Origin of the sequence: Cylindrospermopsis sp. CR12, assembly GCF_001432185.1 — a bacterium.
GTDB classification, from domain to species: Bacteria; Cyanobacteriota; Cyanobacteriia; order Cyanobacteriales; family Nostocaceae; genus Raphidiopsis; species Raphidiopsis raciborskii.
On record NZ_LMVE01000043.1, the window covers coordinates 56,114 to 72,364 of the forward strand.

Here is a 16,251-nt window from a genome sequence, read left to right on the forward strand (position 1 = left end):
ACCTTATATATAGTTGAGTTAGTGTCAATGCACTTTCAAATCCCCCAATTTAAATCTTTCAAGTTTCTGTGGTTAGCACTCATCCTTAGCAGTGTCTTATTTACGGGTTGTTCCCCCAGTCAAATAGCTTCTAGTGCTTCCCCAAACTATACAAATTTACCTCGCTTGGTGGGTAAGGCCACTGTGGTAATGACGGTTAAGGGTTCACCTATTACTATTGAAGTGGATGGTGATAACGCTCCTATTACTGCTGGGAATTTCCTAGACCTGGTTCAAAAGGGTGTTTACAATGGACTAATGTTTCATCGCGTTGTGCGTGACCCCCAACCCTTTGTAGCTCAAGGTGGTGATCCTCAAAGCAAAGATCCCAACTTTCCCCAAGCTAGATTGGGAACTGGTGGGTATATGGATCCCCAACTGAACATTGAACGTCTCATCCCCCTGGAAATTAAGCCCCGAGGCCAAAAAGAGCCAGTCTATGGCAAAACAATTTCCGAAAAACCTGTTTTGACCCATAAACTGGGTGCCATAGCTATGGCTAGATCTCAAACTCCTAATTCTGCTTCATCTCAATTCTACTTTGCTTTGGCTGATTTAGGATTTTTAGATGGTGCCTATGCAGTTTTCGGTTATGTCACTGATGGTATTGAGGTGGTTAATCAAATTCAGCAAGGCGATAGAATTGACCAGGCTGAGGTTACAAAGGGATTGGCAAATTTAAAACTTCCACAGTAGTTATTAATATCTCAAATTGCTTAGGGTTTTTGTTACCGGTATTGGTTTAGTTTCCTCTCTGGGTATGAGTTTGCAAGAAAGCTGGCAGAATCTACTCTTGGGTAAAAGTGGCATTCAATTACACCAGCTCTTCCCAGAATTGGCACCTGTTCCCTTGGGTTTAATCCATCACCAACCACTATCTTTGAATATTTTGACCCCCCAAGTTGTAGATCAGGCCCTCAAGGATGCTAAATTGTCCCCCCCTTTACCTGATTGTGCGGTGGTTATCGGTTCTAGTCGCAGTTACCAAGCATCTTGGGAAAAGTTGGCACAACAAATGAATGACACTCCGCCATGGTCAAATCTGGAACATTGGTTGGATAGTTTGCCAGTGATGAATGCTATCACAGTTGCTAGACAAATTTCCTGTCTGGGAACTGTTTTAGCCCCAATGGCAGCCTGCTCTACCGGTATTTGGGCGATCGCTCAAGCTGTAATGTTGATTCAAAGTGGTCAATGTCATCAGGCGATCGCCGGTGCTATTGAGTGTCCAATTACACCTTTGACTATTTGTGGATTTCAGCAAATGGGAGCTTTGGCTAAGACGGGTGCTTACCCCTTTGATATTAATCGAGAGGGTTTAGTTTTAGGCGAAGGGGGAGCAGTGTTTGTCTTGGAATCTCAAGAGTCAATAGAACAGCGTCAGTTAACCCCAGAAAATATTTACGGAGAAATCCTAGGTTTTGGCTTGACAGCAGATGCTTTTCATGGTAACAAACCAGAACCACAAGCTCAGAGTGGGATGTTAGCCATCAAGCAATGTTTAGAACGTAGTAATTTGACCGAGGTAGATATAGACTATATTCATGCCCACGGTACGGCCACCAAGATCAATGATCAAATAGAGGGTAAAATCATACAAGAGTTATTTCCCCCCCAGGTAGCGATTAGTTCCACCAAGGGTGCCACTGGTCACACCTTAGGAGCATCAGGGTCATTGGGTGTAGCTTTTTCCCTAATGGCCATCAAAAATCAAATATTACCCCCCAATGTGGGACTAAAGCACAGAGAAATGAACTTAAACTTGGTCACAGCAGCAAAAAAAAGTCGGGTAGAACATGTTCTATGCTGTAGTTTTGGGTTTGGAGGACAAAACGCGGTGATTACCTTGGGAAGGTGGAATTAAATATAAGATGAACGTAGGTTGGCCCCCATGGGCATCCTACAAATAATTGTGCCTCCCTACTTAGTTATTTATGTTATTTATTTAGATAGATGGAGTGAGAAAACTTGTTAGCAGCTTTACTTTACGGAAAGGAAGACATAAGATTAGAGGAGATACCAGACCCAACCCCCGCATTGGGAGAAGTGGTAATTAAAGTGGAGACTGCCACCACTTGTGGTACAGATCTAAAAGTGTGGCGACGTGGCGGTCATGCGCGAATGTTGACACCTCCCACATTATTCGGACATGAAGTCGTGGGTACCATTGTCGCTATTGGATCTGGTGTGGATAATTGGCATGTAGGAGAGCTGGTGGTGGCCAATAACTCCGCCCCCTGCATGAAGTGTTTCTTTTGTCAACGACAAGAATACTCCCTTTGTCCAAATCTTACCTGGAACAATGGTACTTTTGCCCAGTATTTAAAAATACCCGCCCCCATTGTTCAACACAATATGCTGGGAGTCCCTGCAGGATTACCCTTGGCCCTAGTTTCCATGACTGAACCTTTGGCCTGTGTGCTTCATGGATTAGCTCGCTCCCATATTAAACCCCATGACCGAGTGGTTGTTTTGGGTGATGGAGCTATTGGATTGATGTTTGTAGGGGTTTTGGCCCGGGAATTGCAAGCCCAGGTATTTCTCTGGGGTGGCAATAATCACCGTCTACACATTGGTCAACAATTGGGAGCATCCCGGATTTTTAATTATCATCAGGTCACGGATATTCCCACTAAGGTGAGGGAACTCACGGATGGATGGGGAGCAGATGTAGTCATAGAAGCTACTGGTGTTCCCAGTGTGTGGGAAACTGCTATTTCCTGTTCCCGTCCCGGTGGAACCGTTAATTTATTTGGTGGTTGTCCTAAAGACACTAGCATTAATATCAATACCGAACAGCTTCATTATGATGAATTAACTGTAAAAGGTGTTTTTCACAATACTCCTAAATATGTTAGGGATGCTCTCTCTCTTATAGAAAGTCGGAGAATTGCTTTTGAGTTATTAATTAGTAACCAAGCTCCCCTAGAAGATTTAGAACAGGCGCTTAACGATATGAAAGCACGTCTGGCAATTAAGGTAGCTATTGTCCCCCATTGACCTCATTTTTTGGTTTCCCATGTACCGGAAAATATACTTTCAACTGCTAGGGTAATTCTTTGCAAGTCCTCTTTTAACAGTGGAGGCCATTCAGTGTCAGATTTTAGCTCCATTGTCAATATTTCTAAACACTTACTGCCTAGTTTATGCAGTGACCAGGCTAGTTCTTTATCTATAGTATTGACATCCTTTAAGGATTCAAATACAAGTTTTAATGCTAATAAAATAGACGTAATTTGACCTGGTATGGGCCATTTGCCCTGTCGGAGACGGTTTAAGAGGGTATCCCGAGTGGTTTCTGTTTGATCTATTAATAGTTTACGTGCTATTTGGTAGTTCATTGGGATATTTGATTGTGGTAGTTGAGAAAAAAGCTCACACTGCAAGAGCATGAGCTGCTATTATCACAAATTACTGCGACAGTTGGGAATTAGTAGCGGTTACGCCCACCACCATAACCACCTCCTCGTCCACCACTACCACCACGATCTTCCTTAGGTTTAGCCTTATTCACTTTTAAATCACGACCCATCCATTCTGCACCATCAAGTGCTTCGATCGCCGCAGTTTCTTCTGCTTCTGAATTCATCTCCACGAAAGCAAAACCACGAACCCGACCCGTTTCCCGATCAGTGGGGATTTGAACCCGTTTAACCGATCCATATTCCGCAAACACAGCTGTCAAGGCATCCTGTGTAACTTCGTAAGAAAGATTTCCTACATAAACCGACATGAATTATATCTCCAAAATCATTAGTTTGTAGAGATTTAGATTTCGGAGAGGAGTCTGTAAATACCACAAGTAAAAAAAGCCTGTCAATACTAACAACAAAATACTAATCGCCGAATTAAGTCTCTTCTTTATCATGACATAGAAATTAATTTTTGGGGTAGTTTGGAAAAGTTTTTTTTGATTTCCTCAAATACATGAATCTAGCTATAACTCTAATTATAACGCTTAGTAACAATGGGACTAAACTCGTTTCTCTAAGTACTGCCCTATTGTAAGAGGTTTTCCATCACGAGAGATGATGGTTTGTCTTGTGCGGTACTTATCACCGATTAGTTTTATTTCTTCTTCAAAAACTGCGCGGTTGTATTCTGTTCGTAAGCATAGGGTATGAGCTTGGGAAATAATATAATCAGCGGTTACTGGTTTGGTTGTGGCAAACCCCTTGTCTCGATATAAGATTTTGCCCAAAGCACCAAATATGGTTTGACCGTGCACTTTTTTTTCTAGGTTTTCCAAATCCACGCTTTGCCAACTGACCTTTGCTCCACAGCTCAAACTATCTAGGTTTGGTAAATTATGTAGTTGGGCCAATGTCAGCAATTCCTCATCCCCTTTGGGTAGAAAATCAATGGTAATCATACTGACTAGTTCTTGGGTTTTTCCTTCTGGTAGGGTATAGTAGCGTCTTTCAGAACGCCATGTACCTGCAGAGTCGCGGAAAAAATCGGCAATCTCTTGCTCATCAGCAATTTGAGTAGTTTTTACCAAAATTGTCATTTTTTGCTTACCTCAAATCGGGAAAAAACTTACGATATCTTTACTATTCTTAATATACAGGAAAAATTTTTTTGGTGATGGTTATTAATGAACATTCTTATGCCAATTTTTACCATAATTTCACAATTCCCGGAAATGTCAGTAATAATTAATATGTAATAGCATTTATAGTGACCTAAAAAAGTAAACTTATGGTTTTAGTCCCAAATGAGTCACGAACAACAGTAAAGGTATTAAGTATCATACCATCTGGGTCATGGGTAAGCCAAATCAGCCATCATAGACACAAGATATTACTGGTGTCTGTTTTGTTTCTGGGAATTTTGGCAACTGGCTGTGTTTCCACGGTTAAAGAATCAGCAGAAGCTCAATCTCAAAATTCATCCGGAAAAAGAAGTGCTAAACCAATATCCGTAGATGTGGCGATCGCCCGAACGGACTCCCTAAATCAGGAGTTAATTTATACAGGTAGTACAGTTCCTAGGAAAATAATATCCGTGCGATCGCAAGTAGAGGGGAGACTAATTGGTTTAGATTTAGAGATTGGGGATAGGGTAAGCAAGGGACAGAGGGTTGGTAGACTAGATGATATTTTGTTGAAGACGGGATTAGAGCAACAGGAAGCGGAGTTAGGAAATCGTGAATCAGAAGTAGAGCGAGCCAGGATCCAGGTAGGAAATATAGAAGCGGAGGTAGAAAAAGTTAGATTAGAACTGATGCAAGCGAAATCTGACTCAGACAGACAGCAGAAACTATTACAAGAAGGGGCGATTTCCCAACAAGCTGCCCAGCAGGCTGTGACAAAAGTTAAGACATATCAACAGATTTTGAAATCAACCATAGAAAAGCAAAGAACAGAAAACAAAGCAGTAGCAGCGGCGCAAAATAGAGTCTTAGCCCAGAGAGCAGTAGTTAAAGCAGCCAGAGAGCGTCTTTCGTATACTGATTTAATTTCTCCGATTACAGGCGTAGTAACAGAAAAAATCACAGAACCAGGGAACCTTTTACAATCAGGGAACGAAGTTATAAAAATTGCCGATTTAAGTCAGATCAAAGTAGTGGTAAAAGTTTCAGAATTAGAACTGGGGAAAGTGGAAATAGGTCAGAGGGTAGAAGTAAATTTAGATGCTTTTCCCGATGAAAAAATTATAGGTAGAATAGAAAGAATTTCACCAGTAGCAGATAGCACAGCTAGAGTAGTGCCCGTAGAGATAGTCATTCCCAATAGCCAGGGAAAAATTCGTAGTGGAATGTTGGCCAGAGTCAATTTTTCCAGACAAGAATCATCAAGGGTAGTGGTGTTCAAAACAGCAATTAATAATCAAGACCAGGAAACATCATCACCGAATAATAACAGCACCATTTTTGTTATTGAACGGAACGAAAAGAGAGTAAAAGTTAAAGAACAACCAGTTGTGTTGGGTAAAGAAGCTGATGGCAAAATAGAAATTATCTCTGGAATACAACCGGGAGACAGTTATGTAGTTCGGAGCAGTAAACCCCTTCAGGATGGTCAAAGGGTTAAATTATCAGCACTGTCAGAATTACCAAACTAAAGACTTAAAATCAACAGGAATAACCCCTTAAACAAATGTCAAATATCCACAAAAGTTTTAGTATAAGTGCCCTATCTATTCGCCAACATATTGGCACTTTAATGCTAACCCTAGCAGTGATTGTCATGGGTGTATTTTTCATTCTACGATTACCCGTAGACCTATTACCATCTATTACCTATCCTCGGATTGGAGTCAGAATAGAAGCACCGGGGATTTCACCAGAAGTAGCAGTGGATGAAATCACCAAAAACTTAGAGGAAGCCTTTTCCGCGACAGAAGGAGTAATTCAAGTTGTCTCCCGTACTCGAGAAGGACAAGTGAGTTTAGACCTATATTTTCAACCGGGAGGAAATATTGATCAAGCTCTCAATGATGCTACAGCAACTTTTAACCGCACCAGAAATAGATTACCAGAGACCATAGAAGAACCCCGGTTATTTAAGTTTGACCCTTCCCAACTACCCATATATGAATTTGCTCTCACCTCACCCACCCTTAAAGGAGTAGATTTACGAGTTTTTGCCGAAGAAGAATTAGGGCGTGAATTGGGTTTAGTACCAGGAGTCGCACTGGTAGACGTATCTGGGGGAGTGGAAGAAGAGGTAAGGGTAAATATTGATTTAGATCGTTTACAAGCCCTAGGAGTAGGTTTAACAGATGTATTAAACGAACTGAGAAATCGCAATCAAGATATTTCTGGGGGGAGAATTTTAGGAAGTAATTCCGAACCCTTAACTCGCACAGTGGGGAGATTTAAAAATGCCCAGGAGATTAATGATCTTTCCTTAGAAGTATCCACGCCTAATTCCCCCAGTAAAAATCGGGTTTACCTGAGAGATTTTGCCCAAGTTACTGATGGTGCAGCAAAACAGAGAGTTTATGTTTTGCTCAATGGTGAAGAAGCGGTAAAAGTTAGTATTCAAAAACAACCCGATGCTAATACTGTCAATGTTGTTGATGGAATCAAAGAGAAAATAACCCAACTCAAACAAGCTGGTAAAATACCCGAAGAATCAACATTAACACCCACCTTAGATGAATCAATATTTATCAGAAACTCCCTAGCTAATGTTACCACCTCTGGTTTAATAGGTGCAGGATTAGCAGGTTTTGCCGTTCTTTTATTTCTTGGGTCCTTACGACAAACCTTGATAATTGTTATTTCTATTCCCCTAGCTACACTAGCAGCTATTATTTTCATGGGGTTATTTGGTTTATCAATAAATATTTTTAGCTTGGGTGGTTTAGCATTGGGAGTGGGAATTGTGGTAGACAATTCTATTGTTATGTTAGAAAATATCACCACAGGTATTACTCACAATAAAAGGCAAAATCGCCTAGGTAACCTATCAGCAAACACAATTATTGAACAAGCTGAACTTAGCAGTCGAGAAGTAGAATCAGCATTGATAGCTTCCACAAGTACCAACCTGGTAGCAGTCTTACCATTTTTGTTAATTGGTGGTTTTATTTCCTTAATATTTAACGAACTAATTCTCACCATTAGCTTTGCTGTAGCAGCTTCCATTTTAATAGCTGTTACTGTTGTACCCATGTTAACATCTCGATTATTAGGTTGGCCAGTTCCCATTTCCCTAACCAATTTTTGGTTATTTCAACAGTTTAATCAACAATTCGCAGCTGCTACTAGATTATACGGCAAATTTTTAACCGGAATTTTACGTTGGCGGTTATTAACAATTATTATGGCTACTCTCTTATTAGGTGGTGGTAGCTATTGGATAGCACCCCAGCTAAAACAAGAAATTCTCCCCCAAATTAATACCGGACAGGTCAATCTGTTTGCCCAATTTCCCCCCGGTACTCCCCTCAAAACCAATCAAAAAGTCATGGGGTTGGTTGATGAAATTGTCGGTAAACAACCGGAAACTAAATATGTGTTTTCCACTGTTGGTGGATTTCTCTTTGGTAGTAATAGCACAGCCAATCCCCTACGCAGTTCCAGTACAATTACCCTAAAACCAGGTTCAGATATAGAAAGCTATATTGAGCGGGTTAGTAAAAAATTTACCGAACTAAACTTGGTTGATATTCGACTGCGTTTAACCAGAGGACAAGTAAGGGGTTTATTGCTTAGTAACTCACCCGCTCGTGGTGCGGATGTGGATATTATCCTCCAAGGAACCGATGGGGATATCCTAGAAAAAAAAGGTCGTCAGTTATTAGCAATCCTAGAAGAAAAAGTGACCGCCCTGAGATTTCGTCCCGATGGAGATGCTAAACAACCGGAAATCCAAATTCTACCCAACTGGGAGCGAGTGACAAATGTGGGGTTAAACACTAAAGAAATTGGAGAAACAATTCAAACAGCTATTACAGGTAGTGTCCCCACCCAAATACAACGAGATAATCGATTAGTGGATGTGCGAGTGGAATTAAATGAGGATGCGCTAAACACTACTTCCCAGTTGGCAAGACTACCTTTATTCACACAAGGTAATCAACAAGTTAGACTAAGTGATATAGCGACGATCATTACTAGTAAAGCACCGGGAGAAATACAACGGATTAACCAGCGTCAAGTATTTTTAATTGCAGGTAATTTAACCGAAGGAGCTAGTTTAAATCAAGCCTTAGAACAGATTGATCAGGTTTTAAATACTGTAGAGTTCCCCCCAACCGTGAGCGTCTTACCCAGTGCAACAGCAGAGTCTAATCGCCAAATTCAACAATCACTACAAGTCTTAGGTGGTCTGGCCATATTCTTAGTATTTATTGTCATGGCTGTACAATATAATTCCCTTGTAGATCCATTAGTCATTTTATTTACCATACCTCTAGCCCTAGCTGGAGGTGTTTTTGGTCTTTATATTACCAAAACTGCTGTTGGTGCAACCGTAATTGTGGGTGCGGTTTTATTGGTAGGAATCGTGGTAAATAATGCCATTATTATGGTAGAATTGGCTAATCAAATCAGGGAAAGGGAAAGAATAGACCGTCGCACCGCTATTTTAAAAGCAGCACCCCAGCGTCTACGCCCAATCCTAATGACAACAATTACCACGGTTTTAGGCATGTTTCCCCTAGCATTAGGCATTGGCGAAGGATCTGAATTTCTCCAACCCCTGGGCGTAGTGGTGTTTTCTGGTTTGTCTGTAGCCACCTTATTGACCCTATTTATTATCCCATGTTTTTACACCCTTTTACATGATTTAATAGGAGGTGGTTGGAAAAAAGATAAGTGGCTAAAATCATCTATAGCCAGAAATAAAGAAATGGCTGAACAAATTAGCTCAAAGATCTAGACTAGGGGACACCTATAGGTTTATTATTGTTAATTGTGGTTTTTTCTATAAAACAACTGAACTATGAACGCTCAAGAAATTATCCGCTCCATTGAAGCGGAACAGTTAAAGTCCGACCTACCTCAAATCTATGTAGGTGACACAGTGCGGGTGGGAGTAAAAATCAAAGAAGGCGATAAATATCGTGTGCAACCCTACGAAGGGGTAGTCATTGGCAAACGGAATGGGGGGATTAACGAGACTATTACCGTACGTCGGGTATTTCAGGGCGTAGGGGTGGAGCGAGTATTTTTACTGCACTCACCACGGATTGACAATATCAAAATTATGCGTCGCGGTAAAGTTAGACGAGCTAAATTATATTATCTTCGTCAACTATCTGGTAAAGCTACCAGAATTAAACAACGCTTTGATCGTGCTTTGTGATAGAGTGATAATATGGGAATAAGAAGCTAAATTTGATAAATTTAGCTTACCCCTTGACTAGAAAGAAAAATAAGATTAACATGGTGTAAATAACACAAAAGTCGTGCGCTCTTAGTTCAGTTGGTAGAACGTAGGTCTCCAAAACCTAATGTCGGGGGTTCAAGTCCTCCAGGGCGCGCTGAAAGTCATGATAAATAGGTTAACATGAGCTAGCTTGGGTTTCACATTTTTGAGGCCTTGACTTTTTAGCAAGACTTGGGATAGAATTTGTCGTTATCTCTATGGCATAGGTGTAAATTACCAGAGAGCGGCTAGGGTGTAAAAATCCTAGGTGATACAATGTCGCCAACCGCACCGAGTTAACTCCTCAATTTAGGACTGGCGTGCTAAACTAAGGTGTGAATTCGATAAAGCAACCTAAGAAACGGGGGTATAAAGACCGTGACTAAAAAAAACGAGGCAGAAATGCCAGAAAGTGGTGGTGGGTTTAGCTTCAACAACTTTTTCCAGGGAACAAAAGAAGAACTTGAGAAAGTAGTTTGGCCCAGTCGTAAACAGCTGGTGAGTGAATCAGCAGCCGTTTTATTAATGGTAACCCTATCCGCATCTTTAATATATCTAGTTGATGGACTTTTTGCTTGGGCAGCAAAACAGGTGTTCTGATGAGTTATGCAACAGATGAACCAAGGGATGCTTTCCAGTCAGAAGATACCCTGGAAACAACAGTAAATGAAGCACGTTGGTATGCGGTACAAGTAGCCTCTGGTTGCGAAAAACGTGTAAAAACGACTTTAGAACAGCGTATTCAAACTTTTGATGTGGCTGACAAAATTATTCAGGTAGAAATACCCCACACTCCAGCAGTCAAAATCCGTAAAGACGGCACCCGTCAACAAACAGAAGAGAAAGTTTTTCCCGGATATGTTTTAGTGCGGATGACGATGAGTGATGACACTTGGCAAATAGTAAAAAATACTAGCCATGTGATTAATTTTGTAGGAGCAGAGCAGAAGCATGGTAGCGGGAGAAGTCGCGGTCACGTCAAACCGGTTCCTCTAAGCAACTCAGAAGTAGAGCGTATATTCAAGCAAACCACAGAACAGGAGCCAGTAGTTAAAATTGACATGGCTACGGGTGATAAGATCATGGTACTTTCTGGTCCATTCAAGGATTTTGAGGGTGAGGTGATTGAAGTGTCGCCAGAAAGGAGTAAACTAAAAGCTCTACTCTCGATTTTCGGACGAGATACACCAGTAGAACTGGAATTTAATCAGGTACAAAAACAGAGCTAAATCCAAATGGCGAAGAAAGTAGTGGCGGTCATTAAATTGGCCTTAAATGCTGGGAAAGCCAACCCAGCACCACCGGTTGGTCCTGCACTTGGTCAACATGGTGTTAATATCATGATGTTTTGTAAGGAGTACAATGCCAAAACAGCTGACCAAGCTGGTATGGTAATTCCGGTAGAAATTTCCGTATTTGAGGATCGGAGTTTTACCTTTGTACTCAAAACACCCCCAGCATCGGTTTTAATTCGTAAGGCGGCAAAAATTGAGAGAGGTTCCGACCAACCAAACAAGAAAAAGGTTGGTAGCATTACTAGAACTCAGTTAAAAGAAATTGCCCAAACCAAACTTCCTGACCTCAATGCCAACGACATTGAAGCAGCGATGAACATTGTGGAGGGAACAGCCAAAAACATGGGTGTGACCATTAAGGATTAAAATTCCCAATCTCAAATCATATTGGGGGAGAGGTGAGGAACTTCGAAACAACCCCAGGAGGAAAACATGGTAAAGAAAGTATCACGCCGATTACAGGCGTTGCAAGCAAAAGTAGAAGAGCGGGATTACACTCCCTTAGAAGCGTTAGCTTTATTGAAAGAGACTGCTACGGCAAAATTTGCCGAAGCTGCTGAAGCGCATATTCGCCTGGGAATTGACCCTAAGTACACAGATCAACAACTGCGAACCACTGTGGTGTTACCCAAGGGTACAGGTCAGATAGTGCGGGTAGCAGTTATTGCTAGAGGTGAGAAAGTTACAGAAGCCACCAATGCAGGGGCGGACATAGCTGGTTCTGAAGAACTAATTGATGAAATTCAGAAGGGCATGATGGACTTTGATAAGCTAATCGCTACTCCTGATGTGATGCCACAGGTAGCAAAGCTAGGGAAATTATTGGGTCCTCGTGGGTTGATGCCATCTCCTAAAGGTGGTACAGTAACATTTGACATAGCAAGTGCGATTAGTGAATTTAAAGCTGGTAAACTAGAATTTCGTGCTGACCGAACTGGCATTGTTCATGTTATGTTTGGTAAAGCCTCCTTTTCTTCGGAAGACCTGCTGGTCAACCTCAAAGCATTGCAAGAGACCATTGACCGTAATCGTCCTTCAGGAGCAAAAGGTCGGTATTGGCGAACATTCTACATCTCTTCTACCATGGGTCCATCAATTAAAATTGATATTAATGCCCTGAGAGATTTCAAAACAACTGACGTTGCATAATTTGCATAATTAAGCCGGAGACAGCAGGTGCGTATAGCTTAATATCCTGCCGAGGTTGTAATTTTAACTGACTGAAGTAATTCCACATCTGCTAAACAGACGTGGGAACTACAGCATTAAAAATACTACTATGAAACCCCGGCGAAGATCGCTGGGGTTTGTTGTTTTCGGTAAGTCAACATGGCCATAACTAAATTACTCACGACTGAGCATTTACCCTAGGAGGTGACACAAGTATGGGTAGAACGTTAGAAAACAAAAAAGAGATAGTAGCGGACTTAAAGGGGACTCTAAGTCAGTCAACTTTGGCACTGGTAATTGATTATCAAGGTCTAACGGTTGGCGAAATCACCGACTTGAGAAGGCGTTTACGTCCTAGTGGTACGGTCTGTAAGGTGACTAAAAATACCTTTATGGGACTGGCCATTCAGGAGGAAGAAAAATGGCAACCGATGTCAGAGTTGCTCAAGGGTTCTTCTGCTTTCTTGCTAGTTAAGGAAGATTTCTCTTCAGCAATTAAAGCCTACCAAGAATTTCAAAAAGCCACTAAGAAGACCGAACTGCGTGGCGGAGTGATGGAAGGGCGCTTGCTCAAGGATGAGGATGTCAAAGCCTTGGGAGATTTGCCATCCAAGGAACAGCTGATGGCACAAATTGCGGGAGCTATCAACGCATTGGCCACAAAAGTTGCTGTGGGTATCAAGGAGGTTCCCAGTTCTTTGGCTCGTGGTATTCAAGCTATTGCTGACAAAGATAAGGAAGGCGCAACCACACCTGAATAGGAGCGTTTAGCTTTACCTTTCTTATTTCCACTAATCAACAAAAACGACAATTTCTTAGGAGTTATATCAATGTCTACTGCAACCGATCAAATTTTAGAACAGTTAAAATCCTTGACCCTGTTGGAAGCTGCGGAACTGGTTAAGCAGATTGAAGAAGCGTTTGGTGTAAGTGCTGCAGCACCCGCTGGTGGGATGATGATGATGGCCGCACCCGGTGGAGCAGCAGCAGCAGAAGTAGTCGAGGAGCAGACTGAATTCGATGTAATTCTGCAAGAAGTACCTGCTGATAAGAAGATCGCAGTTCTGAAGATTGTGCGTGAAATCACTGGTTTAGGCCTGAAAGAAGCTAAGGAGTTAGTAGAGTCTACTCCTAAAGCGGTTAAAGAGGGTGTCAACAAGGAATCCGCTGACGACATTAGTAAGAAGATTACTGAAGCTGGCGGTAAGGTAACCATTAAGTAGCATGGTGACGCGAGCCTGCACTGTACTCACAGGTCACAGTGTAGGCTTTCTCAATCCACAGGTCCAGAACATTAAGAAATGTGAAGCACTTTAAACAAAAAAAATAACCAACTAGGCTTTGGAAGAACGGAAATTATACCTGATGCTGTTAATATTAGGAAAGGATAGTGGATGACCTTTTTGAGATTTTAATTCTCCATTCCTATTCTCAAATCAAGTGTTGAGATTGTCTATCTTAGTTTTACCCAGTAAATCATTCAAATTCTCAAAAGTGACGACACAAAACCAACTTGGTTCTCCAAATATCATCCGGTCAAAGGATAAGAATGCTCTGGAGCAAAATTCAGATGGGGTTAGCATCCAGGTAGAAAAACTATCCGACAGACAAAGACAAATTACCGCTCGAGTGCAAATCCACCAACCAGTACAAAAGGTATGGAAAATCCTCACCGACTATGAATCCCTGGTGGAGTTTATACCTAACTTGACCAAAAGTTCTTTGATAGAACATCCTGATGGTGGTATACGTTTAGAACAGATAGGGTCTCAGTGCTTGCTGAACTTTAAGTTTTGTGCCCGTGTGGTGCTAGACTTGGAAGAGATTTTTCCTAAATTAATCAAATTTGCAATGGTAGAGGGTGACTTCAAAGGTTTTTCTGGTTTTTGGAGCTTAAAACCTTATAAATTGGGAACTGGAGAGGGAACCGATTTGTGCTACACAATTCGAGTTTGGCCAAAGCTAACTATGCCAATAGGGATCATTGAAAATCGCCTAGCCAATGACCTACAGTGTAACCTTCTAGCAATTCGTCAAAGAGCTAGTTGGTAAGTGAAACAATATTGGGACTCATTTTGGCAATATTTCTTAACTGTGCTACTTATTTTTCCTTATAATTCCCTTATAACTCCATAGTATGGTGTTTACCAACTCAAAAAGTGACATTTGACATTAATTAAGGGGGTAAAAACTATGTCAGTTGACCTAAAAGAGGAGATCACCGAACTTATTGGAGAATATCAGTTTTTAAAACCTAGTTTCAGCGGATGCTGGTGTAAGGATTTAGAACTGGACGACCCACAAGAATATGGGATACAATTAAAGGACTATCCCAGTGATTATAGGGACTATGAGTTCCCAAGTCCAACCACAAATGATTGGGGTGATCCAGAAAGCATCAAATTTAGCACTTACTTGTAAAGTCACCCGGGGGAGTGAGCCAGAACGCTATAGACAGGTTTCATGGGTAAAAGTGATTGCTGGATAGGCGTTCTGGCTAAATATAATTCAACAACTACAAAAAACCTATACTTTAACTGTATGCTGTGCAGTTTCTGCTGCTTGATAGGGATTATTGTTGTTGATAGTTTGTGTCTCTAAAAAAGCTGCTTTACCTGTAATTAATCGAGAGCGACGATTACGAGTAATATAATTCCATGCCCACTGGAAAACCACTACTAATTTAGTGTCAAACTCAATTAAGAAGTAGATATGAACCACTAGCCAAAATACCCAAGCAATAAAACCTTTCAGCTTGATAAAACCTAAATCTACTACGGCTAAATTTTGCCCAATCATGGCCAAACTGCCCACATCATTGTAATTAAATTCTGGCAAAGTTTGACCTTGTAATCTCAGTAAAATTAGAGTACCCACATATTCGCCTTGCTGTTTGGCCACTGGTGCGACACCGGGTAAAGGTTTGCCATTTTGATGGGAGAAGCTGGCTAAATCCCCAATCACAAAAATGTTTTTAAACCCTGGAATGGTCAGATTGGGTTCTACAATTACCCTACCAGAAAAATCTCGCTCAATATCCGCTCTTTCTGCTAGGATTTTGCCTATGGGTGAACCTTGAACACCAGCGGCCCATAATATGGTTTTGGAAGCAATCTGCTGAATCCGTTCCCCAGTTTTGAAGGTAACAATATCATTTTCTAGGTTTGTTACTCTGGTTTGAGTTTGAATCTCTACACCCAACTTTTGTAAGGAGAGTTTTGCCTCTTCTGATAACTCCGGTGCAATATGTGGTAACAGGCGATCGCCCCCTTGTAGTAGTAATATTTTGGTTTCTGATGTATTAATACTACGAAACTCATCCTTCATGGTTTGGTAAGCCAATTCTGCGATCGCACCTGCTAATTCTACTCCTGTAGGACCACCACCTACGATGACAAAGGTCAATAGAGCGCGGCGTTTTGCTGGGTCAGATTCCTTTTCTGCTGCTTCAAAAGCAGAAAATATCCGCCGACGCATTTCTATAGCATCCTCTACGGTTTTTAGACCTGGAGCCAAATCTTTCCAATGGTCTTTACCAAAATAAGAGTGATTAGCACCGGTGGCTAGGACTAGTGTATCGTATTGTACTACTTCTCCACCCAGAAAAACTTTTTGTCCTTTGGGATCAATATCGGTGACTTCTCCTAGCAGCACTTGAGTATTTTTGATGTTTCTAAAAACAGAACGGAGTGGTGCGGAAATGTCAGCGGGTGATAATGTGCCCGTAGCAACTTGATATAAAAGTGGCTGAAATAGATGAAAGTTTCGTTTATCAATAAGAGTGACATTTACGTTGGTATTAGCGAGGGTTTTTGCCGCATAAAGTCCCCCAAATCCTCCTCCAATGATAACAACATGATGTTGTTTATTCTTTGCTGGTGAAACAACCATAAGAATTATTCCCTTTTGTTAAGAATTACGTA

Annotated in this window: 18 protein-coding genes, 1 tRNA gene and 1 other annotated feature; of the genes, 15 read left to right on the forward strand and 4 right to left on the reverse strand. The window is 41.3% G+C overall.

The genetic code is table 11. The features are described from left to right. Nucleotides 1-27 precede the first annotated feature (27 nt). From ASL19_RS06055 to ASL19_RS06065, 3 genes are all read left to right on the forward strand, one after another. On the forward strand, nt 28-735 hold the full coding sequence (locus ASL19_RS06055) for a peptidylprolyl isomerase (protein WP_057177646.1): 708 nt from the start codon (nt 28-30) through the stop codon (nt 733-735). Between the two features lie 16 nt (nt 736-751). Beyond that, nucleotides 752-1,903 (forward strand): beta-ketoacyl-ACP synthase, encoded by a 1,152-nt coding sequence (locus ASL19_RS06060; RefSeq protein ID WP_057177647.1) that lies wholly within the window; start codon nt 752-754, stop codon nt 1,901-1,903. Nucleotides 1,904-2,007: 104 nt separating this feature from the next. Then, nucleotides 2,008-3,039 (forward strand): zinc-binding dehydrogenase, encoded by a 1,032-nt coding sequence (locus tag ASL19_RS06065; RefSeq protein ID WP_006278216.1) that lies wholly within the window; start codon nt 2,008-2,010, stop codon nt 3,037-3,039. A 2-nt stretch (nt 3,040-3,041) separates the two neighbouring features. Here ASL19_RS06065 and ASL19_RS06070 read toward each other — a convergent pair whose 3' ends face one another. The 3 genes from ASL19_RS06070 to ASL19_RS06080 form a co-directional block, all read right to left on the reverse strand. Beyond that, nucleotides 3,042-3,380 (reverse strand): hypothetical protein, encoded by a 339-nt coding sequence (locus ASL19_RS06070; RefSeq protein WP_057177648.1) that lies wholly within the window; start codon nt 3,378-3,380, stop codon nt 3,042-3,044. A gap of 89 nt (nt 3,381-3,469) precedes the next feature. Continuing rightward, entirely contained in the window at nt 3,470-3,772 is a 303-nt protein-coding gene (locus ASL19_RS06075; RefSeq protein ID WP_057177649.1) for an RNA-binding protein, read from the reverse strand. A 240-nt stretch (nt 3,773-4,012) separates the two neighbouring features. After that, on the reverse strand, nt 4,013-4,549 hold the full coding sequence (locus ASL19_RS06080; RefSeq protein WP_057177650.1) for a phycobiliprotein lyase: 537 nt from the start codon (nt 4,547-4,549) through the stop codon (nt 4,013-4,015). Between the two features lie 191 nt (nt 4,550-4,740). On the opposite strand from ASL19_RS06080, the gene ASL19_RS06085 reads away from it, so the two are divergent. The 12 genes from ASL19_RS06085 (at nt 4,741) to ASL19_RS06140 (ending at nt 14,749) form a co-directional block, all read left to right on the forward strand. After that, complete coding sequence (locus tag ASL19_RS06085; RefSeq protein WP_057177651.1) at nt 4,741-6,105, forward strand: efflux RND transporter periplasmic adaptor subunit; 1,365 nt, start codon at nt 4,741-4,743, stop codon at nt 6,103-6,105. Nucleotides 6,106-6,140: 35 nt separating this feature from the next. Beyond that, a complete protein-coding gene (locus ASL19_RS06090; RefSeq protein ID WP_057177652.1) occupies nt 6,141-9,374 on the forward strand; it encodes an efflux RND transporter permease subunit in 3,234 nt (1,077 codons plus the stop codon). Between the two features lie 63 nt (nt 9,375-9,437). Beyond that, entirely contained in the window at nt 9,438-9,800 is a 363-nt protein-coding gene (gene rplS / locus ASL19_RS06095) for a 50S ribosomal protein L19 (RefSeq protein ID WP_006278210.1), read from the forward strand. A 105-nt stretch (nt 9,801-9,905) separates the two neighbouring features. Beyond that, nucleotides 9,906-9,978, forward strand: a tRNA-Trp gene (locus tag ASL19_RS06100). Nucleotides 9,979-10,241: 263 nt separating this feature from the next. After that, nucleotides 10,242-10,463: a preprotein translocase subunit SecE gene (gene secE / locus ASL19_RS06105; RefSeq protein WP_006276210.1), complete on the forward strand. Its 222-nt coding sequence runs from the start codon at nt 10,242-10,244 to the stop codon at nt 10,461-10,463. Then, nucleotides 10,463-11,092, forward strand: coding sequence for a transcription termination/antitermination protein NusG (gene nusG, locus ASL19_RS06110; RefSeq protein ID WP_057177653.1), 630 nt, complete (start codon nt 10,463-10,465; stop codon nt 11,090-11,092). Before secE ends, nusG begins: the two co-directional genes overlap by 1 nt. 6 nt (nt 11,093-11,098) lie before the next feature. Beyond that, nucleotides 11,099-11,524 carry a 50S ribosomal protein L11 gene (gene rplK, locus ASL19_RS06115; protein WP_006276212.1) on the forward strand — a complete coding sequence of 142 codons (426 nt, stop codon included), beginning with the start codon at nt 11,099-11,101 and terminating at the stop codon, nt 11,522-11,524. A gap of 66 nt (nt 11,525-11,590) precedes the next feature. After that, entirely contained in the window at nt 11,591-12,307 is a 717-nt protein-coding gene (gene rplA, locus ASL19_RS06120; RefSeq protein WP_006276213.1) for a 50S ribosomal protein L1, read from the forward strand. Then, nucleotides 12,304-12,479, forward strand: a sequence feature (ribosomal protein L10 leader region). (Overlaps the previous gene by 4 nt.) A 64-nt stretch (nt 12,480-12,543) precedes the next feature. Then, entirely contained in the window at nt 12,544-13,089 is a 546-nt protein-coding gene (rplJ, locus tag ASL19_RS06125) for a 50S ribosomal protein L10 (protein WP_006276214.1), read from the forward strand. Between the two features lie 69 nt (nt 13,090-13,158). Next, nucleotides 13,159-13,551, forward strand: coding sequence for a 50S ribosomal protein L7/L12 (gene rplL, locus ASL19_RS06130; protein WP_057177654.1), 393 nt, complete (start codon nt 13,159-13,161; stop codon nt 13,549-13,551). Between the two features lie 331 nt (nt 13,552-13,882). Continuing rightward, nucleotides 13,883-14,380 (forward strand): SRPBCC family protein, encoded by a 498-nt coding sequence (locus tag ASL19_RS06135; RefSeq protein WP_369814500.1) that lies wholly within the window; start codon nt 13,883-13,885, stop codon nt 14,378-14,380. A 141-nt stretch (nt 14,381-14,521) separates the two neighbouring features. Further along, nucleotides 14,522-14,749, forward strand: coding sequence for a hypothetical protein (locus ASL19_RS06140; protein WP_057177656.1), 228 nt, complete (start codon nt 14,522-14,524; stop codon nt 14,747-14,749). A gap of 105 nt (nt 14,750-14,854) precedes the next feature. Here the strand turns inward: ASL19_RS06140 and ASL19_RS06145 are convergent, their stop codons facing one another. Then, the gene (locus tag ASL19_RS06145; RefSeq protein WP_057177657.1) at nt 14,855-16,219 is read right to left on the reverse strand and encodes an NAD(P)/FAD-dependent oxidoreductase; all 1,365 of its coding nucleotides are present in this window, start codon (nt 16,217-16,219) and stop codon (nt 14,855-14,857) included. Between the last annotated feature and the right edge of the window lie 32 nt (nt 16,220-16,251).

What these genes read in the sequence shown, in the direction of transcription:
- ASL19_RS06055 (WP_057177646.1), top strand. Translation starts at nt 28, where the DNA reads ATGCACTTTCAAATCCCCCAATTTAAATCTTTCAAGTTTCTGTGGTTA.
- ASL19_RS06070 (WP_057177648.1), bottom strand. Translation starts at nt 3,380, where the DNA reads ATGAACTACCAAATAGCACGTAAACTATTAATAGATCAAACAGAAACC.
- ASL19_RS06075 (WP_057177649.1), bottom strand. Translation starts at nt 3,772, where the DNA reads ATGTCGGTTTATGTAGGAAATCTTTCTTACGAAGTTACACAGGATGCC.
- ASL19_RS06080 (WP_057177650.1), bottom strand. Translation starts at nt 4,549, where the DNA reads ATGACAATTTTGGTAAAAACTACTCAAATTGCTGATGAGCAAGAGATT.
- ASL19_RS06085 (WP_057177651.1), top strand. Translation starts at nt 4,741, where the DNA reads ATGGTTTTAGTCCCAAATGAGTCACGAACAACAGTAAAGGTATTAAGT.
- ASL19_RS06090 (WP_057177652.1), top strand. Translation starts at nt 6,141, where the DNA reads ATGTCAAATATCCACAAAAGTTTTAGTATAAGTGCCCTATCTATTCGC.
- rplS (WP_006278210.1), top strand. Translation starts at nt 9,438, where the DNA reads ATGAACGCTCAAGAAATTATCCGCTCCATTGAAGCGGAACAGTTAAAG.
- nusG (WP_057177653.1), top strand. Translation starts at nt 10,463, where the DNA reads ATGAGTTATGCAACAGATGAACCAAGGGATGCTTTCCAGTCAGAAGAT.
- rplK (WP_006276212.1), top strand. Translation starts at nt 11,099, where the DNA reads ATGGCGAAGAAAGTAGTGGCGGTCATTAAATTGGCCTTAAATGCTGGG.
- rplA (WP_006276213.1), top strand. Translation starts at nt 11,591, where the DNA reads ATGGTAAAGAAAGTATCACGCCGATTACAGGCGTTGCAAGCAAAAGTA.
- rplJ (WP_006276214.1), top strand. Translation starts at nt 12,544, where the DNA reads ATGGGTAGAACGTTAGAAAACAAAAAAGAGATAGTAGCGGACTTAAAG.
- rplL (WP_057177654.1), top strand. Translation starts at nt 13,159, where the DNA reads ATGTCTACTGCAACCGATCAAATTTTAGAACAGTTAAAATCCTTGACC.
- ASL19_RS06140 (WP_057177656.1), top strand. Translation starts at nt 14,522, where the DNA reads ATGTCAGTTGACCTAAAAGAGGAGATCACCGAACTTATTGGAGAATAT.
- ASL19_RS06145 (WP_057177657.1), bottom strand. Translation starts at nt 16,219, where the DNA reads ATGGTTGTTTCACCAGCAAAGAATAAACAACATCATGTTGTTATCATT.